Source organism: Roseovarius atlanticus (genome assembly GCF_001441615.1).
Taxonomy (GTDB): Bacteria; Pseudomonadota; Alphaproteobacteria; order Rhodobacterales; family Rhodobacteraceae; genus Roseovarius; species Roseovarius atlanticus.
The window spans coordinates 84,037-108,031 of record NZ_LAXJ01000023.1 but is presented as its reverse complement, the minus strand read 5'-3'; the positions used below and the strand labels follow the sequence as shown (position 1 = coordinate 108,031).

Here is a 23,995-nt window from a genome sequence, read left to right as displayed (position 1 = left end):
CTCAGGTCGGTGCTGTGGCACCTGCAGGAGCGCCGTCTTTCTTCGGCGTTTTGATCCGGAAGAACAGCGCAAACGGCTGACCGAGCCATCAACGATTGCTTTAGATTCGGGCACTCCATCGGCGCGCTGTTGGTCGATCTCTTCGACCAGAACAATCGCGTTCTTCATCAACATCCCCGAGAGGGACAGGAACCCGAGAAGTGCCGTGGTTACGCTCGGGGCGTTATTCGTGCGCAAGCAGGAGGCCTGAGCGATGCGACCCCGGCATGTGCTCTCCCTTGCGGTCAAAGAGCTTCGCGGGCTGTTGCGCGATCCGCTCCTGCTGGCGCTGGTGTTCTATGCCTTCACCCTTGACATCTACTCCCACGCCACCGCGATGCCCGAGCCGCTGAACCGCGCCAAGATCGGCATCGTGGATGAGGATGCCTCGCCCCTGTCCCGGCGGATTGCGGATGCGTTCCTGCCGCCCTATTTCGTGACACCCGATCAGATCGACATGGCCGAGATGGATGCGCGCATGGATGTCGGCATGGATACGTTCTCGCTGGTCACTCCACCAGATTTCTAGAGAGACCTCGTGGCGGGCGCACGCCCCGAGTTGCAGCTCAACGTCGATGCGACACGGATCAGTCAGGCCTTTACCGGCGCGGGCTATGTCCAGGCGATCGTCGATCAGGATATCGCCGGCTGGACCGGGCAGGAGGCCGTGGCGCCGGTCGATCTTGCGTTGCGCGCCCGTTTCAATCCGGCAATGGAACCGGGCTGGTTCGGCGCTCTGACGGCGATGATCAGCGCCGTGACCATGTTGTCGATCATCCTGTCGGGGGCCGCGCTGATCCGGGAGCGTGAGCATGGCACGTTCGAGCACCTGCTGGTCATGCCGGTCAGCGCGGTCGAGATCATGACCAGCAAGGTGCTCAGCATGGGCGGCGTGGTGCTGGTGGCGGCAGGGCCGTCGCTGACCTTCATGGTGCAGGTGGTTCTGAGAGTGCCGGTGGCAGGATCAGTGACGCTGTTCCTGGTGGGCGCGGCTCTGCACCTGTTCGCCACCACGTCGCTGGGAATTCTCCTGGCAACGATCTCGGGTTCGATGCCGCAATTCGCCATGCTACTGCTTCTGGTGCTGCTGCCGCTGGAAATCCTGTCGGGTGGGATGACCCTGCGGGAATCAATGCCAGAGGTGGTGCAATACGTCATGCTGGCGGCGCCCAACACCCATTTCATCGCGCTTGCGCAGGCGGTCCTGTTTCGTGGCGCGGGGCTGGCGGTGGTCTGGCCGCAACTGCTGGCGCTGGTGGTGATCGGATTGGCGATGTTCGCCTTTGCCTTGCGACGATTCCGCAGCTTCCTGCGGTAACACGGCGTAGCCGCTTCCTGGCCATACCTCTTCAGTCGTTGCCGAAAAGCTCTGAATCCTCAACGAGTTTTTGTGCGAGAAGAAGGCTACATTTTAGCGAGTCCCCCAACCCGGCCGCGACCGACCGGCTCATCCAGCGCGTCCAGATGCCTTGCTGGTGATGTCCGACGACGACCACATCGGCCCCGATTTCGGTCGCAATTTGGGTAATTTTCGCGACGGGATCGCCAAACTCCATGCGGACCTTGGGTGCCAGCCCCAAGGCGGAAAGTCTTTGATGGCCTTCGTCGAGGATCTCCTCGAAATCGGCTTGCTGGTGGGCCAGCGCGCCCGCATCTGCACCCTGCGCCAGCGCATTGGCTGCGCCCGTCTCGACCACCGCCAGAAGGATCACATCAGCACCTGTGATCTGCGCCAGCCGCGCTCCCTCGCGCAGTGCCAGTCGCCCTTCGCGCGAGCCGTCGTAACATAGCAGGATCTTGGCGTACATCGGCAGGTCTCCGGGGCAGGAATAGCACTTGCAAGATAAGTGACATCATAATAATTGTACTTACAACTATTGGCAAGCTAACGAAAAGCTAAAACGATGCAGTCCGATTCCGACAAGACCGAGCCTCTGGAGGCTTTCGCACGTTCCATGGCGGCGGCAGCACGCTTGTGGAGGCGGTATCTTGACCTCCGGTTTCGCGATCTCGACCTGTCTCAGGCAAGGTGGAGCGTCCTGTTCGAACTATCGCGCAACGAAGAGGTGACGCAGGTCGAACTGGCGCGCACCCTGGGGATCGAAGCGGCGACGCTGGTCCGCCTGCTGGACGGGCTTGAAGGCGCAGGTTTGGTCGAACGCCGACCTTCGGCCAGTGACAGGCGGGCCAAGACGCTCCACCTGACCGAGGCTGCGAGCCCTTTGATCGTCAGAATGGAAGATATTTCGGCGGCCAGCCGAGCAAAAATTCTCGAAGGAATTTCCCGGCAAGAATTGCATATCGCAACAAAAGTACTGAGCCGCATCGCGGACAGATTGGAGATTTTGAGCAGTGGTCAAAATGGATGACATAAAGGCGGGGGCATCCGTTGTGGACGGGGCTTCCGCAGACAAACCGCCGCCGCCCCCGCCCAAGCGCAGCCGCACAAGATGGACCAGGCTGATCGTGATCGGCGCGCTGGTTGCCGTTGCCGTCTGGCTGGCCGCCCCGTGGCTGGCCGCGCGGTTCACCCAGGTGCATATCAACGATGCCCGGATCGCGGCCAAGGTCGTCACCGTATCCAGCGAGGTCGCCGGACGGGTGACGGCGATGCCGGTTCTGGTGGGGGACACTGTCGCAAAAGGCGATCTTGTCGCCGCAATCGACCGCACATCTGCGCAGCCGCAGCTCGATGCCGTCCTGTCGAGACTTGCCGCAACCGATGCGCAGCTGGCCGAGCTTCGGGCACGCAAGGTGCTGCTAGAAAAGCAGATCTCTGCCCGGCGGGACGCGGCCCTGGCCGGGATAGCTGCCGCAGATGCAAACCATGAGGCATCGCTCGCCGTATTGACGAACGCCCGGACCCGTCACGAGAGGGCGATCAAGCTTGCCGAGCAGAACATCACGTCGCAACAAGCCCTCGACGAGTCCCAGGCGGCACTGGACACCGCCGCCCAGCAGGAGCGTGCTGCTTTCGCGGAAATCGAAAACGCGCGCGCCAGTCTGGCGATCGTCGAGGCCGACGGCGAGCAGATGAATGTGCTGGACTCCCAGATTGCGTCCGTTCTGGCCGGACGTGCCGGAATCGAGGCCGACCGCAGCCTGAAGGAAATCAACCTCGCGCACCGCACGATCACGGCCCAGTTCGACGGCATCGTTGATGGGACCTTTGTCGATGTCGGCGAATATGTGACACCGGGCACGCGCATCGCGATGTATCACGCGCCGGATGACGTCTGGATCGACGCAAATGTCAAGGAGACCGACTTCGGCAGAATTCACGTCGGGTCGCGGGCAAGCATCACCGTCGACGCCTTTCCGGGCCGGACCTTCGAGGGCGAGGTGATCGGGATGGGCGGGGTGGCCACCAGCCAGCTTGCGCTTCTGCCCAGCCCCAACCCCTCGGGCAATTTCACCAAAGTGGCCCAGCGTCTGCCGATCCGTGTGTCGATCGACGCCGCCGGTACAGAACTCAGGCCCGGAATGATGGTCGAGGTCTATATCGATGTCACAGATTGACCGGTATTTCGAGCGTTACGGCCCCGCCTACAAGTGGCTCGCAACCGGCACGATCATGGTCGCGACCATTTCGGTCGTTCTGTCCACAACGATCGTCAACGTCGCCATCCCGGCGGTGATGGGCGCTTTCGGCATGAGCGCGGTGCAAGCACAATGGATCTCGACTGGCTTTCTGGCAGCCATGACCGCCACGATGCTGCTAGCCGACTGGACCAACCGCGCCTTCGGGACGCGGCTGACGATGAACGCCGCGATGAGCGTGTTTCTTGCGGGTTCGGTCCTTGGGGGCCTTGCGCCGAACGAGACCATGCTGACACTGGCCCGCGTGGTGCAGGGGGCGGCGGCAGGCATCGTCCAGCCTCTGGCCATGATCATGCTGTTCAAGGTCTTTCCGCCCGATAAACGCGGCGCCGCCATGGGGATCTATGGCGTTGGCGTCGTCCTGGCTCCGGCTCTGGGACCCTGGATTGGCGGCTTGCTCATGGACGCTTTCGATTGGCGCTTCGTCTTCTACCTGGGCCTGCCCTTCGCCGGCCTCGCCATTCTGATGTCAAACCTGTTCCTGCCCAGCCGCGAAGAAAGCGGACCGATTCCGGCCTTCGACTTTGTCGGAGTGGCGATCCTGTCGGTCTTTCTGGCCATACTGCTCAGCACGCTGTCGAACGCGCAGCGGCTTGGATGGGAGTCCAACATCATCCTGGCGGGTTTCACGATTTCCGTTGCTTCGGCCATCGGCTTCGTCGCCTGGGAGATGAATACTGCCAAGCCGATGCTCGATATGCGGCTTTTTGCGAATTTCGCCTTCTCCTCGGCCTCGGTCGTGGCCTTCATCATGGGGGCGGGGCTGTTCGGCTCTACCTATCTGCTTCCGGTCTTCGTGCAGCAGATCCAGGGGATGACGCCGACGCAGGCTGGCCTTCTTCTGATGCCCTCGGGCTTTGCGATGCTGCTGGTCTTTCCCATCGCGGGACGATTGTCCGACAAGGTGCCTGCTCCGATCATGATCGCCCTCGGCATGGCGGTCTTTGCCGGATCCTCCTGGCTAATGGTGGCCGCAAATGTCCATACGGCCTTCTGGACGCTCGCCTGGTGGACGGTCCTTTCGCGCGTGGGGCTGGGTCTCGTGTTTCCCGCTATTTCGTCGGGCGCGCTGAAGGTTCTGCCACCGCACCTTCTCGGCCAGGGCTCGGGCGCATCCAACTTTATCCGGCAACTTGGCGGCGCCTTCGGGGTGAACCTTCTGACCGTGTTTATCGAGCGGCGCACGATCATGCACGCGGATGCCTTTGCCGCGACCCAGACCAGCGACAACGCCACGACGATGGAACTCTTGCGCGAGGTTGCAGGCCTCATGCACGCTGCGGGACTGCCCGACACCCAGCTCATGCCCGCCTCGGCATCTTTCCTGGGTCGGACCGTGATGATTCAGTCCTCGAACGCGGCCTTCCAGGACGGCTTCCTTATCGTATGCGGCATATTCCTGCTCGCGCTGATCCCGACCTGGTTCATGTGGCGCGTCGCTTCCTCTGCTACCTAGACAGCATTGTCGCCTGGCGAAGCGACCGGGTCTGTGGCACTTCCCAAGCTTTCTATCGGCGAGAGTTGTGCCAGGCTGGTTGTGCCGTCTCGTCACCAAACCCCCCGTCACCATACTGCCACCATCGTGTTGTCAGCAGGGAGCGCGGCACGATATGCTGTCACATCGCCGCTCTCACCTGGTGATGCCGCGATAAGCTCTCCGTATGCGGCGATTCCGGCCCATTGATTTGACATGTTTCTGACGCGTGACGCGCCTGCGAGAAGGTCTGCGTCAGCATATGGAGGTATCACATGGCGGATGGTGGTGACGGGTTCATGGGGCGGTGCGAGGTCGTGGATCCTCGGGGGCGCGGCAAGCGGCATTGGCCGGATGATGTGAAAGCGCGGATCGTGGCTGGAAGCCTGCAGCCCGGTATCCGGGTAGTGGATGTAGCCGCGCGCTATGATATTCTTCCGCATCATCTTTCGGATTGGCGTCACCATGCACGGCAAGGTCGGCTGGCTCTGCCAGGTCACGTGATGGGCGCGCTTCATGGATTGCCGATGGAGCCTACCTTTGTGCCGCTGGCCATTCTACCCGAGGCTGCGGGTCAGTGGCTGAGGCATGACCGTATCATCGCCCTTTCTCAACCCCAGGGCAAAAGGGAGAGTACCGCAGAGTGTGGGGCAGTTGAACTTTGCGCATGACACTGCCAAGGATTTTGGATGTCAGCCGTTCCACAACTCTACCAACTGAAAGCCCGCCTTTTAGGGATCAGCCCGTTGGGGATTGCCAACTTGCTGTCCCTGCTGAGGCGGTCTAGCTGGTGGACACGAAGATTCCCGCTGAGATGCCGCGCCTGAAAGGCTTTCGTTTCCCGCGCGAGATTATTGCTTACGCCGTTTGGGCCTACCATTAGTTCGCACTGAGCACGGCGGACGTAGAGGATCTGCTCGCTGAGCGAGGCGTAATCGTTAGCCGGGAAGCCGTTCGCAAATGGGTCAACCGGTTTGGTCGGCATTTCGCACATTGCATCAAGCGCGACCGGCCCGCTGCGGCAGATAAGTGGCACCTCGATGAATTCGTCGTCGGGTCAATGGCGTGAAGATGTGGTTGTGGCGGGCCGTGGATGGGAGCGGTGATGTGCTCGACATTCTGGTGCAGCCAAGGCGAAACGCCAAAGCGGCCAAGCGGTTTCCGAAACAGTTGATCGCCCGTTTTGGCCAGCCCCGCGTTATCATCTCGGACGAGTTGCGCAGCTATTTCAATCCGATCCGTCAGCTAGCCCCAGGACGCCGACCACCGCGCCCGCAAAGGGATTAATAACCGGATCGAGGGCTCGCACCGACCGACGCGGAGGCGAGAGAAGCTCATGGGCCGGTTTAAGTCGCCAAGGCAGGCGCATCGTTTCCTGTTTGCCCATGACCAGATCAATACGATATTCAGACCCCGCCGCTATCGTCTTTCCGCCACCTCATACCGCCACGCCAGATCCGATGCCTTTGATCTGTGGCAGAGCTATGCCCTCGAAATGACCACGTGATCGAAGTAAGATGGAGCGCTTACGAGCAGCGAAGAACAAGTTGGCGATCCCGGGCGGAAGATCACAGAGCAGTATGCCGACACCGGTGGCTTCACCGATCACGTCTTTGCCGTGACCTCGCTGCTTGGGTTCCGATTCATCCCACGTATCCGTAAACTGCCATCCAAACGGCTCTACCTGTTCGACCCGGCGTCAGCACCGGATGAGTTGCGCGGCCTGATCGGCGGCAAGATCCGCTAGGGTCTTATCGTCCAGAACTGGCCCGGCGTCCTGCGCTCCGCGGCCACCATGGTGACCGGCGCTATGCCACCCAGTCAGCTGCTCACGAAGTTCGCCGCCTATCCGCGCCAGTACGAGCTGGCCGTGGCGCTTCGCGAAATCGGCCGCGTCGAGCGCACCCTCTTCGTCATCGAATGGCTCCTTGACGCTGACATGCAGCGCCGCGCCCAGATCGGTCTGAACAAGTGCGAAGCGCATCACGCCCTGAAAACGCCCTGCGCATCGGGCGACAGGGTGAAATCCGGGATCGCACCGCCGAAGGGCAGCACGACCGCATGGCCGGCCCCGGCCTGCTCGCGCATTTGCTGGTCGGCAAATACTGCGATCATCTCCCGTTAAATCGGCAGGCGGAAATCTACGCCCGCGAAAAGCTCGATCCCCATCGATCGACGCTCACCGACTGGGTCGGGCGTTCAACCGCGTTGCAGGAACCGTTGGACGAGCATATCGGCAAGCTGGTGCGCGCCGGACCCGTCGTGTTTGCCGACGACACCCCGGTCAAGATGCAGACCGGCGCGAAGGCAGGCAAGGCCCATACCGCGCGGCTCTGGAGTTACGTCCGCTACGAGAGGCCATGGTGCGGACAGGCGCCGCCCTGTGCGTGGTATCAGTTCAGCGTGGATCGGTAGGGGGAGCAGCCCTCCGCCCATCTTCAGGGCCAAAAGGGCACCGTGCATGCCGACGGATTCACCGGCTTCAACGGCCTGTTCGGCGAAGGCCTCGCCAAGGAACAAGCCTGCATGGTCCATGTCCGCCGCAAGTTCGTGGACGGCTTCGAGCGCGATGGATAGATCATCGCGAGGGGCACCATCGAGCGAATTGCCAGGCTCTCTGCCACCGTTAAACCCGAAAGGCAACTGCCCCACACTTTGCGGTACTCTCTTCCTACCACGCGCTCGCCCAGGCGCTGAAGCTTTGACGCCGGACAAGCCCCGCGAGGACGACGATGCTTGCCACCTAAGCGGGCTCCCTGCCCCGGATGCCGGACATGATAGATTTCATCCTTGTCCCTGACTACGGTTCGCGCTGCGATGCCGCCCGAATGGCGGCGGCGGTGTCGAATATCTGGAAACAGAGCGTCCCCACCGCTGGCATTGCTCCGGACACGGAAACACGCGGCACCCGCCCTGCGACCGGCGTAAAGGACGGGGACACGCGCGTCGACGACCACAGCCCGCACGCTTTGCGGACCGCAAGCAGATTCCCCGCCCCCTCAACCGGCCCCCTCATCCCGGTTCAATGCCGAGGCCTCCGCACCCGAAGGGCTGCCTTCGAGAAAGCCCCGGCCCGACCGGCTGCGCCCCGGCGTCACCTCGCCCGTGTCACCGCCTAGACCGATGTATCCGGTTTTCCGCAGTCGAGGAACAGTTCCCGGCCTTTCGGAACAGGTCAAATCAACTGGAATCCGTGGCGGAGGGCATAGTCCCGACGTCCGGCAAACTCTGCCATCCGGTGTTCCGAAAGTGACACCTGTGACCCGTTTCCATTGCGTTTCGTTGGATGCCGAGGGTGCTCAGAGAATAGTGCAGCTGGAGATCGACGAAGAACTCTCCAATGGCGACGCCTTATCGAAGGTTCCCTCCAAAACCTCACAAAGTTCAAACATATAGCGAAGGCGCAGGGAGAAGACCGTCACGCCCGTGCGGCGATGCCCCCCCTTGTGCGGTTCCCTCATCATCCTAGGAAGACCGTCCAAAAAACCAAAAACGAACAAGCATTAGAAATTTCTTGCGCCTGTATGATCGGTCGGCTAGGACTCCCTTGTTTTCTGAGGGTTGTTGTGCCGGTCAGACGCTGCCCGGTCCGGATTGGAAGGCGGGGGAATGACGGCTACATCGCTGACATATTGTCTGGAAACGGCGGCTACCCTGCTTCGCGATCGACCTTTTCTGATCAACGACGATGGCGAGACCACGTTTGGAGAATTCGACGCGCTTTCCGGTCGGATGGCCAATGTATTCTTGGCGCATGGCGTCGCACGGGGCGACGCCGTAGGGCTCTACCTGCCGAGTTGTCCGTTTCTCAGCGCGGGCTATTTCGCCTGCCAGAAGATCGGCGCCATCGCCGCGCCGATCTCAAGCATGAATCGCGCGCAAGAGCTTCGCCCGCTTCTGGAGCGGACGCAGATGCGCGTGATGTTGGTGGATACGGACACAGCAGCCGAGGCCGTATGTGCCTGCAAGGACGTTGCGCACAAGGTGACGATCCTCGCCAGCGGAGATGCGGTTGCCGGCACCGTTCCGCTCGACCTCGCTCCAGCCAGCGTGCAGTGCCCACCACTGCCGCTGCGCCCGGACGATCCGGCGGCGCTCTTCTTCACCTCTGGGACCACCGGCGCGCCCAAGGGGGCGGTGCAGACCCAGCGCAGCATCACCACGACGCTGCGGGACATGGCGGTTCACGCCGGTTTCAGTTGGGACCGAGAGGTGTTCCTTTGTGCGCTGCCCGTGTTCAACAATTTCGGTGCCACGGTCATGGTGAACGGCGCTGTCTACAATGGCGCCCGCGTTGTCATGCTGGAGCGCTGGGATACCCAAAAAGTGCTCGACGCGATCACTCGGCACCGGGTGACCTATATGGCCGGCGCGCCGACGATGTTCCTGTACATGCTGCGTGAGTTCAATCCCGATCGGCACGACCTGTCCTCAATGCGGCTTGCGGTCGCTGCCGGGGCCCCGGTTTCACCGGAGATTCTGGCGGAGTTCGAAAAGACGACCGGGGTGCCGATACTTGAGCTCTACGGGGCGACCGAGGTTTCCGGCGGAGCCACCGCCCAGCCGCTTGTCGGCGTGCGCAAGCGCGGCTCTGCCGGCGTTCCACTCGGCAATGCGCGCATTGCGATCGTGGACGAGGACGGTGCGCCGGTCCCCACCGGCGAAACCGGCGAGGTGCGTATCTCAGGCGAAATTGTCGGCGCCGGCTACTGGGGCGACGAAGAGACGACGATGGCCAGCTTTTCCGAAGACGGCTGGCTTAGTGGCGACATCGGCTACGTCGACGAGGACGGCTATCTGTTCATCGTCGACCGCAAGAAGGACGTGATCATCGCCGGCGGCTACAACATCTATCCCATTGAGGTGGAAGATCTATTGTTCAGCCATCCGGATGTCGGCGTATGTGCGGTGATCGGCGTGCCCGACGACGTGAAGGGCGAAATCCCTGCTGCCGTTCTCATTCCCCGCGCCGACTGGTCGCTTGACCCCGCCGCGCTGATCGCTTTCTGCCGCGAGAACCTTGCAGCTTACAAGGTCCCGCGCCGCTGGTTCACGGTCGCAGAAATGCCCCATGGCCCCACCGGCAAAATTCTGAAACGCACGCTGCGCGTCTGGCTCGGCGAAGGGCGCCTGACGGAGGTAACGCCATGAGTTGTTCTGAAAAACCGCTTGCCGGACGGGTGGCTTTGGTCACCGGCGCAGGCGGGCCGATGGGTCAGGCCATTGCAACGCGGTTTGCTGCGGATGGGGCCAGCCTTGCGCTCACCGACATCTCCGGCAACCGGCTTGCCGCCGTGCGTGAGGCGATTGCCGAACAATATCCCGACACGGCCCTGCATGCGGTACGCACCGACGCGCGCCGGCACGAGGAAGTAAACGCGGCGGTTGCCGACTTCAAGGACGCCTTGGGCGCACTCGATATCCTTGTAAACGTCGTCGGCGGGATCCGCGGCGGCGCCTTGATGGAGCCGCTGGTCGGGATGAGTGAGGAGCGTTTCGATTCGACCTTCGAGCTTAACCTCAAGCCGCTGTTCTGGATGGTGAATGCAGTCGCGCCTGATATGGCGCAGACCGGCCGGGGCGCCATCGTCAACGTCTCTTCCGTCACCTATGCCGGCGACGGCGATCAGCCAGAATACGCCGCAGCCAAGGCCGCCGTCGCGTCATTGACGCGCTCGCTCGCCGCTGAACTGGCGCCGGCGGTGCGGGTCAACGCCGTGGTGCCCGGCTTGATCCAAACGTCGGTCATGGACAACGCGCCGCGCGAAATGATCGAGACCTACACGTCGCGCACACTCTTGAAGCGGCTCGGTCGGCCCGAAGACATCGCCGGCGCGGTCTCGTTCCTGATCGGGCCGGATGCCGACTATCTGACCGGCGTGCTCTTGCCGGTGGCCGGAGGGATTGTCGCAATTCTCTAGGCCGCCCGCATGAGCCTGGAACAACGATTTAACCAACGGAGGAGATATAGAATGAACATTGGCAAATGCACCCGCCCGCTCGGGGCGGCGACCCTCATGCTGTTGCTTGCCCAGGCAGGCGCGGCGCAGGAGACCCTGAAACTCGGTATTTCGGCGCCCATGTCGGGCTCGGCTGCCACCTGGGGCCTCGGTATGGAATGGGCGGCCGAGCAAGCGGCTGAACACGTCAACGAAGACGGCGGCGTCACGGTGGACGGCAAGACATACAATTTCGAGGTCGTGACCTACGACAACAAGTACAGCGCCACCGAAGGTGCGCGCAATGCCCAGACGATGTTGAACCGGGATGGCGTCAAATTCATCGCCGGCAGCATCGGCACCGCGCCGGTCCGCGCGATGCAGGCCCTGACCGAACGCAATGGCGTCATCCTGTTCAATACCGCCTGGGGCAAGAGTGTGAAGGGGCCGCAGTTTCGCTATACCTTTACCCAGATGAACACGCCGTTCGAAATTCTGGAGCCGTTCTACAGCTTCATCAAGGAACAGCACCCGGACCTCGAAACCGCGGTTCTCATCAGTCCGAACGATGCCACCGGGCAGGAACTAGAGCCGGTGGCGGTAGAGACCTGGAAGAGCCTCGGGGTCGAGATGTTGGCAAGCGACTGGTACGAACGCGGCACCACCGAGTTCCAGCCGATTGCCACCAAGATCGCATCGCTCGATCCGGGTCTCGTTGATTTCTCGGCCGCGCCGCCGACCGACGTCGGATCGATCCTGAAAGAGCTTGACGTGCTGGGATGGGAAGGCGTGAAGGTCATGACCGCCGGTACCTCTGTCGAAGCCTTGATGGCGGTGGCAGGGGACGCGGCCGAAGGTGCCTATCTCGGCGCATCGGCGGACTTCAGCAGCGACTCGGCGACCGAAGTGCAGAAAAAGCTGAACGCCGGGGCCCGCGAGGCGCTTGGCGAGCCGCTGAATGGTATCACCATTTCGTCCTACGACGCGATCCTGGCACTGCGCGCCGCGATGCAAGAGGCCGACAGCGTCGATCCGGAGAAGATCAAGGACGTGCTTCCTTCGGTGCGCTTTGACTCGTCGTATGGCCCGTCCGGCTTCGGTGGTGCGGATGTCTACGATTATCCGCAGCAGATGCTCATCCCGGTGATCGTCACTCAGGTGGTGGACGGCAAGGCAGTCGAGTTGACGCGGAGCAATCCCGCCGAACTCGAGGCGTTGAGCAACGACTGAAAAGGTCATTGCCGCAGGCGATTGTCGCCGCCTGCGGTGCCACGGATGAGGTGTCATGGAACTGTTTGTCCAACTACTCGCCAATACCCTGCAAATCGGCGCGGTCTATGTGCTGTTCGCCCTCGGGCTGACGCTGATCTTCGGGGTCATGAAGATCGTGAATTTCGCGCATGGTGCCTTTTTCACTGCTGCGGCCCTGATCGTGACATCGATGGTGCCCTTTGCCACCGTCGAGCTTGGGGTACCGCTTTGGGCTGGCTACCTTCTGGCGGCCTTCGCGGCGATCGCTGTCGTCCTCAGTATCGGTGCACTGGTCTACAGTATCGGCTTTCAGCATGTGCTGAAGGATCTCAACGGGTCCTTCATCCTGTCCATCGGACTGCTTCTGATACTCAACGGGGCCTATCTTGCGATCTACGGCGGCGCGCCGCGTTCCGTACCGCAGGTCCTGCCCGGCACCGTCAACGTCTTCGGCGCCACCCTGACGGCACAGCGACTGGCGCTGGTGATTGTCGCCGCCGTGGTGACCGGCGGACTTTATCTTCTCATCGAACGGACGCGGCTCGGGCTTGCCTTGCGCGCCGTGGCGATGGACCAGGAGGCGGCGATGCTACAGGGCATTCCGTATCGTCGTGTCGCTCTATACGGTTTCCTGATCGGCGCCGCGCTTGCCGCCTGTGCCGGCGTTCTGATGGCGCCTATCAACGCCGTGACTCCGGTCAGTGGCGATGAGTTCCTGATCAAGGCTTTCATCATCATAATCATCGGCGGTCTCGGCTCTGTCACCGGCGCCATCATTGGCGGGCTTTTCATCGCAATGGTCGAGAGTGTGGGCGGGTACTTTTTCGACCCGTCGACCGCGACCCTGGCCATGTTCATTCTGGTCATCGGCTTCTTGCTCGTACGTCCCCAGGGAATTCTCGGAAATGTGGAATAAATCGTTCGGGGTATGGGTCTGCGTGGCCCTTGCCATAAGTTCCGTGTTGTTTGCCTTGCTGGCGACGAATGGCTATTACGCCTCGCTTCTCGTCTGGATCCTGACGAATGCGGTGCTCGCCTCGGCCTTGCGTTTCGTGTTGCAGATCGGCGAACTCAATATCGCGACAGCGGCTTTTTTCGGCATCGGCGCTTACACCACGGCGACGACGGCAGTGCTGCTGGGTTGGCCGTTCTGGCTGACGCTTCTGCTTGCGCCGCTGATGGCGGCCGTGCTGAGCGCGCTGTTCGGCTGGGTCACGCTACGCACCAAAGGGCCATACTTCTTGCTGGTCTCGTTCGCGGTGACAGAGGTCATCCGCCTGATATACACGCAAACCAACGTGATCGGGGGCAATTCCGGCCTTGTCGGCATGTTCCCCCCGATGGCGATCGACGCCTATTATCCCGCGCTCGCTATCGCGCTTCTGGCTGCAACGCTGTTCGCCCTCTACGGGTTTGAACGCAGCGATCTCGGTCGGCTGTTCAAGGCGATCGAGAACAACGACGCGATTCCTCGTTCGGTCGGTCTGAATGTTGTCTTCCTGAAGGTCTTGTGCGTCGTAATCGCATCTGCGGCGGTCGGGTTGGCCGGCGGGATCCACGCCTATGCAAACACTGTCATCGCGCCGTCCGACTTCGCCTATTTCGTGGCCGTCCTCGCGCTGGCCTACGTCAAGATCGGCGGCGAGGGTCACCCCTTCGGGCCCATCCTCGGGGCGGCGGTGCTGACCCTCGTGGGCCAATGGGTCGCCGGTATCTCCGCGTGGGAGAACATCTTTTACGGCGCGGTCATCGTGATGACGCTTCGCGTCTTTCCGGGCGGTCTGGTCGGTCTGGCCGAACGCGCGCGCGGACTTGTCACAAGGAGCGCACGATGAACGCGGCGACGAGCACGCCCGCGGGTGGCGACGTGATCCTGCGCGCAGAGCATCTGGAGCGACGCTTTGGCGGCCTGACAGCCGTCAGCGACTTCACCTTCGAACTGCGCCAAGGCGAGATCCTCGGTCTTATCGGCCCGAACGGCGCCGGCAAGAGCACAACCTTCAACCTGATCAGCGGCTTTCTGCGACCGAGCGGTGGCCGTCTCTTTTTGAAGGGGCGCGACGTGACCGGCGCGAGCACCAAGACGATAAGCCGTCTCGGCCTTGTGCGCACTTTTCAGCACCACAGCCTGCTCAGCGAAATGAGCGTTGTCGACAACATCCTCATCGGAACCTTTCACCAGCGGCTTGCGCATGAAAAGCGCATGGAAAAGGTGCGCGAAGTCGCATCGATGACCGGTCTGGCCGACCATCTGCAAATAATTGCCGGCAACCTGCCGCATGGCCTGCAGCGAATGTTGAGCATTGCGATCGCCCTCGCCGCCGAGCCGCAAATCCTGTGCCTCGACGAGCCGCTAACCGGGTTGCAGGGCGCCGAAGTTGGTGCGGCGTTGGAACTCTTCGAGAAACTCCGCACGACGCATGGCCTGACCATCCTGCTTGTCGAGCACAACGTGCGGGCGGTCATGCGCGCCTGCGACCGGGTGATTGTGCTCAACTACGGTCGCCTCCTGGCCGAGGGTTCGCCGGAAGCGGTCAGTCGCGATGAGGCGGTGATTGAGGCTTATTTGGGGCGCGGCCGATGACTGCTGACACCGAAATTCTATCCGTCGACGGGCTGTGCGTCAGCTACCATGGCGTGCCGGCCTTGCTGGATGTTTCGCTCGAAATCGAGCGTGGAGCCATCACGACGATCGTCGGCTCCAACGGCGCAGGCAAGACGACGCTGATGAAGGCAATCGCCGGATTGCTTGTTCCCGACCGCGGAAGCGTTCACCTCTTTGGCCAGGACGTCGGCGGGAGGACGCCGGCCGAGATGGTGCAGGCAGGCGTGACGCTGGTTCCCGAAGGGCGCCGTCTGTTCGGTCAGATGAGCGTGCGCGACAACCTGATGACAGGCGCCTATAGTCGCGACGACCGGTCGGCAATCCCGGCGGATTTCGAAACCGTGCTCGGACACTTTCCCGCGCTGCGCGACCGGCTGAACGCGCCCGCAAGCGACCTCAGCGGGGGGCAGCAGCAGATGCTGGCCGTCGGGCGCGCATTGATGGCATCGCCTCGTCTCGTGCTGCTCGACGAGCCGACGATCGGTCTCGCTCCGGCTGTCGTTAACACCATCTGTGACATCATCGAGACGATTTCTCGCAACGGTGTCGAGGTCCTGCTGGTAGAACAGAACGCGCATATTGCTCTGGAACTCGCCACGCGAGCCTACGTCATGGAGAACGGGCGCATCGTACTCAGCGGCAGCGGAAAAGAGCTAGAGCACAACGATCAGGTGCGCGAGGCCTATCTCGGCCTTTGAGCGAGGCGCTGCTGGAAGCAGCGGCCCGTCGCGCTCGTCTTCGCTGGCGCTTTGGGTCGAAGATTACGCGCGCATAGGAGTGGGCAAAACCTGGTGGTCGACGTGGTAGGTGTCTAACGTCAGCGCCAATGGGGCAGTTTAGGGCGATTTGATAAGAGAGGGTTTCTGGCACATCGTAACCTCTTAGGAGGGGACTGTTGCAATATTTGGCGTGCGCGGACAGTTTGAGGCTTTTGAGGTTGGATATGCCGCGCCCATCACCGTTCAAACATCACCGTTTTCCACGTGATATCATACTTTGCGCTGTGCGCTGGTACCTAAGGTTTCCATTATCCTATCAGGACGTGGTCGATCTTCTGGCTGAGCAAGGCATCACCGTCGACAGGTCGACCGTCTATCGATGGGTTCAAAAGTTCGGGCCTGAACTGACGAAGCGCACAGAGAAACACCTGCGTCGGGCGAGTGTCGATTGGCACGTGGATGAGACATATATCCGCGTAGGCGGCAAATGGCGTTATCTCTGGCGCGCGGTCGATGCCAATGGCCAAATGGTAGATTTTCGTCTGACTGCGCGGCGGGATGCCAAGGCAGCCAGGTCATTTCTCAACAAGGCGATCGAACGCGTGCGGCTGCACCGGCCAGTCACCATCTGCACAGACAAGGCGCACACCTACCGGCGCGTCATTCGGGAAATCAATCATCGGTATGACCCGCATTTCGACGGCATTCGGCATATCGATCGCAAGTGGCGAAACAACCTAATCGAGAGCGATCACGCGGCCATAAAGCGGCTGTTTGGATACCGGCAAAGTTTCCGATCATTGCGAACGGCTAAGGCGACGCTCAGCGGGATCGAGACGATCCGCACTGTCAAACGAGGTCATATCCAACACAAAGAACCTGGCGTCCGAGGCGAAATCAAGTTCATCCGCGAGCTGTTCGAAGCCGCCGCGTGACCCCAGCATCCTGCCGGACCAATGTGCACCGGCGGAATTAATGCAACAGTCCCTTCTTCGGTTGCTTTTTCACTTGTGCAGTCACCCTGTACCGTCCGGTCGGTTAAGTCATTGGGTGAGCTAATGCGCTGCCCCGTATTTGGCAAGCGAGCTCAATCTGAAAAATTGTCTCTGTGGCCGCTACCGTAGAGTCGCAGGAATGCAGCGACCGCTTCGCCCGCATGTTTATCGCGGTGGACTGCTCGTTTCACTGCGAGAAGGCGCGGCATAAGTAGCCCCGAAACGCAAAGGTGTATGAAGTGATCGGACGCGCGCCGGACGTCATCGACATCGAGCGCGCCTTCGCGCGTAAGGCGCTCCAGAATCCGACCGACGAGTTCGCGGGCAGGTTTCGGGCCTGCGCGAAAATAAACCTCACTCACTTCGGGCAGTGCCTCGGAGGCGCCAACGCACGTTCGCAGGAGACGGATGTAGGTGTCGTCCAAGGTGAGGTCGACCATGCGCAGGGCGAGTTCTTCCAACTGGGCGCGCGGCTCCAAAGACGCGATCAAGGGCCGGAGGATTTCGTCCGCAAGCCGACCGCATTCGGATTCAACCACGCTCAGGAACAGTTGCTCCTTGGTCGGGTAATACGAATACATGGTTGCCTTCGACACTTTTCCTTCAGCGGCAATCGCATCGACCGTGGCTCCTTCGTAACCGCATCGGAAGAAAACCTCGCGCGCACCAACCATGACGTCGGCCATTTTTCTCTCGGGCATCTCGTTCTCCTTGTCAGGCGCAGGACCGTAAGATTTCGAATCTTTACTGTACAGTCTATTCGGTAAAGTAAATTTGATTTGGCTTAGCAGCAAACCGCAGTGGTTTCAGTGGCATTGCCAAGTTGTTCAGTCCTGTTGAGTTGGCTATAGGGTGGCGCATGAAAATACGGGGCACAATGCTACGCCTTAAGGGCTTTCGTCACCCCCGTGAGATCATCGATTACGCGGTCTGGGGGTGCCATTGGTTCGCGCCTAGCACGGCGGATGTCGAGGATCTGCTTGCCGAGCGTGGCGTGATTGTAAGCCGCGAAACGATCCGTCTCTGGGTCAATCGTCTTGGGGCGCATTTTGCTGGCTGCATCCGCCGCGACCGGCCACAGCCGAACGACAATTGGCACCTCTATGAGGTTGTGGTTCCGATCAATAGCGGGAGTGGAAAGAATTGGCACATCGCGATGCCGTCTGGGGAGGGCGGCAACCACCCCATCTGGAAGGCGCGAAGTTTGTCTGGCCCAAGGCGCAGGACGGCGTGATGAAGATGTCGCCTGCGCAGTTCTCGGCGCTGTTCGAAGGTCTCGATTGGCGGCTTGTCCGTCCCGAACGTGTGCGGCGACCGGAACTGGCCGGGTAACTGCGGCAGAGTGACTCGGCGATGATTTGTCGGTGGTGGGGATCCCGCCCATGTGCTTGATCGCAGCCATGACCGACACCGCCCTGGCCGAAGAGAATGCGCTTCTGAAGGCCCGCCTCGCCGAGACCGAGGCGGCACTGGCAGATGCGGTCGAGTCCCAGAAACGGCTGGAAAGCATTGTCAGCGAGTTGCGGCGGGAGAAGTTCGGGCGGAAATCCGAAAAGCTCGATCCGGAGCAGTTCAACCTGCCGCTCGAAGATGTCGAACTGGCGCAGGGCGTGCTGGACGCGGCGCAGGAGAAGGTGCGGCGCGCGCTGAAGGGGCAAGGTGCTGCCGAGAGCGGCGCGCCGAACCGCAACCGCGGGCATCTCCCGAAGCATCTGCCCCGGGTCGAACGGATCATCGAACCGGAGACCACGATGTGTCCGTGCGGTTGCGGTGAGATGGCCAAGATTGGCGAGGATGTCTCCGAGCGGCTGGACGTGGTGCCAGCCCAGCTCCGCGTGCTGGTTACCCGGCGCCCCAGATATGCCTGCCGGCGTTGCTCCGGCGCGGTGGTGCAAGCGCATGCCCCGGAACATGTCGTGCCCGGCGGGCTGCCTACCGAGGCGCTGATCGCGCAGGTCATGGTGGCCAAGTTCGGCGACCACCTTCCATTCTACCGCCAGGCCGAAATCTATACCCGGCAGGGGATCACCCTGGACCGGGCGACGCTCGGCAACTGGGTCGGGCGCGCCTGCTTCCACCTGCGCCCGATCGCCGATCACCTGCAGGAGCGGCTGAAGGTCGCGGATCGGGTGTTCATGGTTGAGACCCGGGCCCCGGTGCTGGATCCTGGACGACGAAAAACGAAAACCGGCTACTTTTGGGCCATTGTCGCCGATGACCGGGGTCACGGCGGTGCCGGCCCTCCCGTGGTGATGTTCCACTACGCGCCCGGCCGCGGCGCCGTGCATGCGCTTCGCTTCCTCGAGGGCTATCGCGGGCGCTTCGTGCAATGCGACGGTTATGAAGCCTATGACAAGCTCACCAAGGTCGACCGGCCTGTGGGCCCATGGACCCTCGTCCATTGCTGGACCCATGCGCGTCGGCGGTTCGTGAAACGCCTGGAAAAGGACGCCTCACCGATTGCCGAGGAAGCCCTGCGCCAGATCGCCGAGCTCTATGCCATCGAGAAATCCGTGCGCGGGCTGGGTCCCGAAGCACGGCTTGCCGCCCGGCGCGAACTCTCCGCACCGATCATTGCCGCCTTCCGCCCTTGGCTCGAGGCGCAGCTGTCGCGCATCCCGCGTTCGTCAAAGCTGGCCGAGGACATCCGCTACACCCTGGCGCGCTGGCCCGGCCTGACGCGCTTCCTTAAAGACGGCCGTCTGGAGCTGGACACCAACCCGGTCGAGAACCAGATCAGGAAAATTGCCGTTGGTTGGTCATTGTGCACCCCCTTCGTAAGCGCTTGTAAACATTGAAAGCTGCTCGTCACACTCGTCGCGACACGGGCGTCTTTTTCGTGAAAGGGCGGCTTTGACGTTATCCGAATGCAGGTCGGTTGTCCGTATTTGGTACGGTGCGCCATCGACCACCTGATTTGCGGGCAGAATACCGTCCTTTATCAGCTTGCGGATGACGTGATTGGTGACACCAAGCTCTTTCGCCGCCTCGGTCATGGTGCGCCACGGGCCATCCTTGTCGGCAGACAGGTATCCGTGAATATCATTTACACGCCGGATGGATGAAACACGTTTCGCATTCCATGTCTTGCCCTGACCGGTCGGCATGCCCATGCGGTTGAGACAGGCTGCGATCGCCTCATCGGACCAGCGTCCCGCCATCTCGCGGATGATCCCCAAAGCTTCTTCACTGGTGCGGGCATTGTGTTCTCCGGACTTCGGCTTTTTAACGCGCAATTCCGTATGGTTAGTGTCCGAGCACGTGGTGTAATTTCACCGGCACGATCGGTGTAATTCTGGTGGCCATCGAGGTGTATGGTCGAGGTGGAGTTTCGCAGCTTCAACCACGAACCACACGGAGACCCCGATGACCAAGACCAACATGGACCTTTCCGAGCTTCTGCAAAAGCACGATCAGGGCGATTTTCTGCGCGCCGTCGCCGAGGCCGTTCTTCAACTTCTCATGGAGACCGATGTCGAGGGACTGATCAGCGCCGGCCGGCATGAGCGGGCAGAGGGCCGCACGACCTGGCGCAACGGGTATCGAGAACGCGCGCTCGACACCCGCCTTGGCACGCTGAACCTGAAGGTGCCCAAGTTGCGGCAGGGCAGCTATTTCCCCGGCTTCCTGGAGGCGCGCAAGACCTCCGAGAAGGCGCTGGTTGCCGTGATCCAGGAAGCCTGGATCGGCGGCGTCTCCACCCGTCGTGTCGACGAGCTGGCGCAGGCGATGGGGCTCTCCGGCATCTCCAAGAGCACGGTCTCCAAGCTCTGCAAGGATATCGACGAGCGGGTGAACGATTTCCTGAACCGTCCGCTCACCGGCGACTGGCCCTATGTCTGGCTCGACGCCACCTACCTCAAGGTGCGTCGGGGCGGACGGATCGTCTCGGTGGCCGCCATCCGCCAGGCCTTCGACCAGCCCGACCGCACACAGGCCGGGCAGATGTGGCGCCACGTGGCCGATCAGCTCCGGACGCGCTGGCCCACACTCGCCGAGCTGATGGACGCCAGCGAGCACGACGTGCTGGCCTACATGGCATTTCCCCGCCAGCACCGCACCAAACTGCATTCCACAAATCCGATCGAGCGCCTCAACAAGGAGGTCAAGCGCCGCGCCGACGTCGTCGGGATCTTTCCCAACGAGGACTCCATCACCCGCCTGATCGGCGCCGTGCTGTTCGAGCAGAACGACGTGTATGGACCACCTCTTCTTTGCAAGGGATTTATTCGATCGTGGCGATACCGGTGCTTGCAGTCGTGTATCCGGCCTGTTGGTGCGGCGTCACCGCCGCTGGCCTTGATGGTTTCCGCGGTTCGACGACCAGACAAATGGACGAGCTCACGTCGGCTCACATCATTTCATGGGCCTTTGCCGAACCCCGGTTGCCCGGGTCTGCCATCATCGTTTGCTTCCCTCGCAAGCCGACGTCGCGGCTTGCGCGACGCCGATCTCTATCAGGCGGCGGTTACGAATACGGCGGGCTGCCGATACGTCTCCTCCCGTCGGATCATCGCCCAAAGTGCGCGAGCCGTCTTGTGTGCAACGGCCACTGCCGCAACGTTAACCGGGCGTCGGCCAATCAACGCCTGAAGCCACGGGCGTGGCTTTACTCCACGCCGGAAGCTGGTGCCGACCATCGCTCTTGCGCCATGGATCAATAGCGTTCGCAGATAACGATCCCCGCCCTTGCTGATCCGTCCGGTGTGTTCTCGACTTCCGCTCGCCGACATTCGCGGTGTAAGACCCAGCCAAGCGGCAAAGTGGCGTGCCGACACGAACTGGGAGGCATCTCCAACCGCAGCGATCAGAGCCGTCGCCGTCAGTGGGCCGACGCCCGGTGCCGTGGCGAGTCGTTGACTCGCCTCGCTTGCCTTGTGCCAGGCGAGGATCTCTTGGTCGACGGCATCGAGCTTCGCCGTCAGTGCATCAAGATGCTCGAACAACGCATCGAGCGCCGCCCGAGCTTCCCGCGGCAGAACCTCTTCGTTGGCAGCCTCCATGTCCCCCCGGAGGGCGCCAACACGACAGATGCCTTTAGCAGCGACAATCCCGAACTCACTGAGAAGCCCCCGTGCCGCATTCACGCTGGCCGTCCGTTGCCGCAAGAGGAGCGATCGCACACGGTGCAATGTCAGCAGCCCTTGGCTTTCCCGGGATTTGATCGGAACAAACCGTATGTTCGGACGGCCGACAGCTTCGCAAATCGCCTCCGCATCTGCCGCATCCGTCTTGTTCCGCTTCACATAAGGCTTCACGTATTGCGGAGGAACTAGCCGAGCGTCGTGGCCCAATTCGACCAGTTCGCGCGCCCAGTGGTGTGCGCTCGAGCATGCCTCCATGCCGACCAGACAGGGCGGTAACGCTTCGAAGAAGGCCAGTAGGCCATGACGCCGAATGCGCCGCTTGAGAACGAGATGTCCGGCGGCATCGACGCCGTGGATCTGGAAAACCGATTTTGCGAGATCGAGACCGATAGTGGTAACAGACATGGCTGGCTCCTAATTTGATTGCGCCGACCAGCCTACATCGCAACGATGTCGAAGAGGTGGTCCATGCCATCAAATGGCAGACCCAGAAGCGCTACATGCAGGTCGAGGCCTTCGCACAGATCGATGAAGAGGAGACAGACCCCATTCTCAGCACAACAACACAAGCCGCCTGATCATGACCTCGGGCCACCAAATTTACACCACCTTGACGGACGTGACCTCCGTATGCCGGCCGCCTTTCCAATGAACGACCAGAACGATTTCCCCTGTATCGTCATCGATATCCGCCGCGATGTCTTCGATCAGTGTTCTGATCAATCGTTGCTTGTCGCGCATGGATGTTGCTGGAGCTGTCCAGGCGGTCTCAAGGTCCTGCGCCAGCCCTTCAAGGCGCGTGACATCTACCTTCGGTACTGCTGCAATATCTGTATCGAGACGCTGCTCAAAACTGCGAACGCGTACCAAGGCTTTTTCCCACCGTTTCTCCAGTTCTGATGCGATAAGGCGGTTATCAGGGTCACATGCGGCATAGCGTCGTTCCGCCAAGGACGCCTCGTATCTGGCTTGCTGCAACTCCATCTCGAGCACCAACCGCTTGTCTTCGACCGCTTGGTTCAACATTGCACGTGCCTCGATGGCAGCATCGATGGCAAATGGCGCGACAGCCTCGAGAACAGCGTCTGCAATGAGCTTGTCAGGGCGGAACCCACCGAAGGTGATGCAGCGTTTCTGTCCGAGAAGAAGGTTTGGATTGTCACAGCGGTAGACGGGGCGTGGCGTGCGCCCTGTATAGACCACATGCAACCGCCGCCCGCATCTCGCACAGCAGAGGAGACCGGCAAGAAGCGCACCGCCGCCGCGACCGGATTTGACCCCGCCAGCACGTCCGAAAGCGTTCTTGGCCAGTTGCGCCTGATTGCGTTCATATTCCTCCCAATCGATATAGCCGACATGGTGATCCCTGATCACAACATCCCAATCTTCAGGGGACTTGCGGTTCTTGTAGGTGACATGCGCACGGCCGTCCCGGATTTTTGCTTGCCGCCCGGTCTTACCATAGGCGTAGACCCCGGCATAAAACATGTTCTTCAAGACGCTGATCACGTTGCGGTAGCGAATGGGCTGCCATTCGAAACTTGTCAGTCGAATGCCATCGGAGGGTCGAGGAAAGTGAATGGCCTCGCTCGACATGGCCAGAAGAACCTGCCGGGCGCTTCCAAGCTCACGAAACCGGTGGAAAATCTGACGGATGACCTCCTGGATGCGGAGATCGGGATCGAACATCACACCGGCGTCGCGATCCCACAGGTAGCCGATCGGTGGCGTGTACCGCAGTTCGCCTCGGCGCGTTTTGGCCCTTGCCGCTTCAACCATGCGCGTGCGCAGGACGCCAAGCTCGAACTCGCTGATGCTGCCCTTCATACCAAGAAGCAGCCGGTCATTCGGATGGCGCGGGTCATAGACGCCGTCATGGTCAACGACACGCGCATCTACCAAGCCACAAAGCTCTAGCATGTTATGCCAGTCCCGCCCATTGCGGGCCAAGCGCGACACTTCCAGGCAGAATACAGCGCCAACTGACCCCGAACACAGCATGGCGACAAGCCGCTCGAAGCCAGGACGAGCCTGGCAGCCGCTGGCCGATACACCAAGATCGTCGTCGATGACATCAATCCCGGCAAAGCCAAACCCGCGGGCCATCTCGACAAGATCGTATTGTCGGCGTTGGCTCTCGAGGTTTGTCATGACCTGGCTCTGCGTCGACTGACGCACATAAATGACCGCCTGACGCTTGAGCAGTTCGGACGGAAACGTGAGGGTCATCTCATTCATCGGGGCGCCCTCCCGGATCGGATTTTGCTGCTGCGAGGAGCATTTGCG

General features: G+C 61.4%; 21 protein-coding genes and 6 pseudogenes. 21 read left to right on the top strand and 6 right to left on the bottom strand.

Annotation, left to right across the window (positions count from 1 at the left end; genetic code table 11):
• Positions 1–66: 66 nt before the first annotated feature.
• A pseudogene (locus XM53_RS24080) lies at positions 67–219 on the bottom strand (efflux RND transporter permease subunit); the annotation flags it as partial.
• 34 nt (positions 220–253) lie between these two features.
• Here XM53_RS24080 and XM53_RS24125 point away from each other — a divergent pair.
• Positions 254–568, top strand: coding sequence for a hypothetical protein (locus tag XM53_RS24125; protein WP_236544552.1), 315 nt, complete (start codon positions 254–256; stop codon positions 566–568).
• Positions 569–577: 9 nt separating this feature from the next.
• Entirely contained in the window at positions 578–1,357 is a 780-nt protein-coding gene (locus XM53_RS18030; protein ID WP_236544551.1) for an ABC transporter permease, read from the top strand.
• A gap of 31 nt (positions 1,358–1,388) precedes the next feature.
• On the opposite strand, the gene XM53_RS18025 is transcribed toward XM53_RS18030, so the two are convergent.
• Positions 1,389–1,847 carry a universal stress protein gene (locus XM53_RS18025; protein WP_057795857.1) on the bottom strand — a complete coding sequence of 153 codons (459 nt, stop codon included), beginning with the start codon at positions 1,845–1,847 and terminating at the stop codon, positions 1,389–1,391.
• Positions 1,848–1,943: 96 nt separating this feature from the next.
• Here XM53_RS18025 and XM53_RS18020 point away from each other — a divergent pair, with 96 nt between their 5' ends.
• From XM53_RS18020 to XM53_RS17950, 15 genes and pseudogenes are all read left to right on the top strand, one after another.
• The gene (locus XM53_RS18020) at positions 1,944–2,408 is read left to right on the top strand and encodes a MarR family transcriptional regulator (protein ID WP_057795854.1); all 465 of its coding nucleotides are present in this window, start codon (positions 1,944–1,946) and stop codon (positions 2,406–2,408) included.
• The gene (locus tag XM53_RS18015) at positions 2,401–3,558 is read left to right on the top strand and encodes an HlyD family secretion protein (protein WP_057795849.1); all 1,158 of its coding nucleotides are present in this window, start codon (positions 2,401–2,403) and stop codon (positions 3,556–3,558) included. The genes XM53_RS18020 and XM53_RS18015 overlap by 8 nt, the downstream gene beginning before the upstream one ends.
• A complete protein-coding gene (locus tag XM53_RS18010; RefSeq protein ID WP_057795847.1) occupies positions 3,545–5,095 on the top strand; it encodes a DHA2 family efflux MFS transporter permease subunit in 1,551 nt (516 codons plus the stop codon). The genes XM53_RS18015 and XM53_RS18010 overlap by 14 nt, the downstream gene beginning before the upstream one ends.
• Before the next feature lie 293 nt (positions 5,096–5,388).
• Positions 5,389–5,784 carry a transposase gene (locus tag XM53_RS22700; protein ID WP_082631105.1) on the top strand — a complete coding sequence of 132 codons (396 nt, stop codon included), beginning with the start codon at positions 5,389–5,391 and terminating at the stop codon, positions 5,782–5,784.
• 143 nt (positions 5,785–5,927) lie between these two features.
• Positions 5,928–6,620: pseudogene (locus tag XM53_RS22695) on the top strand (IS6 family transposase).
• Positions 6,621–6,671: 51 nt separating this feature from the next.
• Positions 6,672–7,252: pseudogene (locus XM53_RS23595) on the top strand (Tn3 family transposase); the annotation flags it as partial.
• Positions 7,235–7,690: pseudogene (locus XM53_RS23775) on the top strand (IS66 family transposase); the annotation flags it as partial. The pseudogenes XM53_RS23595 and XM53_RS23775, both read left to right, overlap by 18 nt.
• Positions 7,691–8,722: 1,032 nt before the next feature.
• Positions 8,723–10,264, top strand: a complete 1,542-nt coding sequence (locus XM53_RS17985) for a class I adenylate-forming enzyme family protein (RefSeq protein ID WP_057795839.1) — start codon at positions 8,723–8,725, stop codon at positions 10,262–10,264.
• Entirely contained in the window at positions 10,261–11,034 is a 774-nt protein-coding gene (locus tag XM53_RS17980; RefSeq protein WP_057795837.1) for an SDR family NAD(P)-dependent oxidoreductase, read from the top strand. Before XM53_RS17985 ends, XM53_RS17980 begins: the two co-directional genes overlap by 4 nt.
• A 9-nt stretch (positions 11,035–11,043) precedes the next feature.
• Positions 11,044–12,282: an ABC transporter substrate-binding protein gene (locus XM53_RS17975; RefSeq protein WP_236544549.1), complete on the top strand. Its 1,239-nt coding sequence runs from the start codon at positions 11,044–11,046 to the stop codon at positions 12,280–12,282.
• Positions 12,283–12,337: 55 nt separating this feature from the next.
• On the top strand, positions 12,338–13,219 hold the full coding sequence (locus XM53_RS17970) for a branched-chain amino acid ABC transporter permease (protein ID WP_057795835.1): 882 nt from the start codon (positions 12,338–12,340) through the stop codon (positions 13,217–13,219).
• A complete protein-coding gene (locus XM53_RS17965; RefSeq protein WP_057795832.1) occupies positions 13,209–14,138 on the top strand; it encodes a branched-chain amino acid ABC transporter permease in 930 nt (309 codons plus the stop codon). Before XM53_RS17970 ends, XM53_RS17965 begins: the two co-directional genes overlap by 11 nt.
• Entirely contained in the window at positions 14,135–14,887 is a 753-nt protein-coding gene (locus XM53_RS17960; protein ID WP_057795829.1) for an ABC transporter ATP-binding protein, read from the top strand. The genes XM53_RS17965 and XM53_RS17960 overlap by 4 nt, the downstream gene beginning before the upstream one ends.
• Positions 14,884–15,606 (top strand): ABC transporter ATP-binding protein, encoded by a 723-nt coding sequence (locus tag XM53_RS17955; protein WP_082631102.1) that lies wholly within the window; start codon positions 14,884–14,886, stop codon positions 15,604–15,606. The genes XM53_RS17960 and XM53_RS17955 overlap by 4 nt, the downstream gene beginning before the upstream one ends.
• Before the next feature lie 245 nt (positions 15,607–15,851).
• Complete coding sequence (locus XM53_RS17950) at positions 15,852–16,562, top strand: IS6 family transposase (protein ID WP_057795827.1); 711 nt, start codon at positions 15,852–15,854, stop codon at positions 16,560–16,562.
• A gap of 152 nt (positions 16,563–16,714) precedes the next feature.
• Here the strand turns inward: XM53_RS17950 and XM53_RS17945 are convergent, their stop codons facing one another.
• Positions 16,715–17,323, bottom strand: coding sequence for a TetR/AcrR family transcriptional regulator (locus XM53_RS17945; protein WP_057795825.1), 609 nt, complete (start codon positions 17,321–17,323; stop codon positions 16,715–16,717).
• A 158-nt stretch (positions 17,324–17,481) separates the two neighbouring features.
• Between XM53_RS17945 and XM53_RS22680 the strand changes: the two are divergent.
• The 3 genes and pseudogenes from XM53_RS22680 to tnpC form a co-directional block, all read left to right on the top strand.
• Positions 17,482–17,835, top strand: a pseudogene (locus XM53_RS22680) (hypothetical protein); the annotation flags it as partial.
• 20 nt (positions 17,836–17,855) lie between these two features.
• Positions 17,856–17,954: a hypothetical protein gene (locus XM53_RS24075; protein WP_082631101.1), complete on the top strand. Its 99-nt coding sequence runs from the start codon at positions 17,856–17,858 to the stop codon at positions 17,952–17,954.
• A 68-nt stretch (positions 17,955–18,022) separates the two neighbouring features.
• Entirely contained in the window at positions 18,023–19,420 is a 1,398-nt protein-coding gene (gene tnpC, locus XM53_RS17935) for an IS66 family transposase (RefSeq protein WP_144435600.1), read from the top strand.
• On the opposite strand, the gene XM53_RS22675 is transcribed toward tnpC, so the two are convergent.
• The gene (locus tag XM53_RS22675; protein WP_082631100.1) at positions 19,382–19,858 is read right to left on the bottom strand and encodes a recombinase family protein; all 477 of its coding nucleotides are present in this window, start codon (positions 19,856–19,858) and stop codon (positions 19,382–19,384) included. The two genes, tnpC and XM53_RS22675, sit on opposite strands and share 39 nt — an antisense overlap.
• A 130-nt stretch (positions 19,859–19,988) precedes the next feature.
• Between XM53_RS22675 and XM53_RS17925 the strand changes: the two genes are divergently transcribed.
• The gene (locus XM53_RS17925; protein ID WP_057795819.1) at positions 19,989–21,215 is read left to right on the top strand and encodes an IS256 family transposase; all 1,227 of its coding nucleotides are present in this window, start codon (positions 19,989–19,991) and stop codon (positions 21,213–21,215) included.
• Here XM53_RS17925 and XM53_RS22670 read toward each other — a convergent pair.
• Together XM53_RS22670 and XM53_RS17915 are read right to left on the bottom strand one after the other, a co-directional pair.
• Positions 21,104–22,114: pseudogene (locus tag XM53_RS22670) on the bottom strand (IS110 family RNA-guided transposase); the annotation flags it as partial. The gene XM53_RS17925 and the pseudogene XM53_RS22670 sit on opposite strands and share 112 nt — an antisense overlap.
• Before the next feature lie 195 nt (positions 22,115–22,309).
• A complete protein-coding gene (locus XM53_RS17915) occupies positions 22,310–23,947 on the bottom strand; it encodes a recombinase family protein (protein WP_082631098.1) in 1,638 nt (545 codons plus the stop codon).
• Between the last annotated feature and the right edge of the window lie 48 nt (positions 23,948–23,995).